The organism is Pseudomonas sp. 43(2021) (assembly GCF_017490805.1).
In the GTDB taxonomy this organism is placed as follows: Bacteria; Pseudomonadota; Gammaproteobacteria; order Pseudomonadales; family Pseudomonadaceae; genus Aquipseudomonas.
The window spans coordinates 1-430 of record NZ_JAFGYJ010000588.1; the positions used below are offsets into that span (position 1 = coordinate 1).

The 430-nt window shown below is 56.3% G+C and carries 1 pseudogene; it reads left to right on the plus strand.

Annotation, left to right across the window (positions count from 1 at the left end):
- Positions 1 to 222 precede the first annotated feature (222 nt).
- Positions 223 to 430 (plus strand): annotated as a pseudogene (locus J5M71_RS28835) (hypothetical protein); the annotation flags it as partial.

The window sequence follows — 430 nt, forward strand, 5'->3', positions numbered from 1 at the left end:
GTTCTGGATTCATGTCATCACCGTAAAGGTTTGAGCGCGCTCTAAGTCAATGGCTATTTTCCATCAAGCAGAATCAGGCAAATCGCCGACAGTATCCGCTTAACGCCGACACCGCCCTGCCCCCTAATCTGAACCCATGCAGAACACACTACTGCAACGGGTTAACCAGAGCCTGATCTGAACGACCCGGACCTCAATCGAAATTTGACCGGAGTCACCGCCATGAAAACTGTAAGCCAACTGATCGCCGTCGCCACCTTCGCCCTCAGCGCCAGCGCATTCGCCGTACCGAGCAATCAGGAAGATCGTTTCTTCACCCAGGTCAGCGAACCACAGCAGACTGTTGCTGCCGATGGCTCGGAACGTACGCCCCAAGGCCAGGCTCTGGCTGAAAACGGCCGCAACCGCCTCGAGGAACACGGCCTGGTTG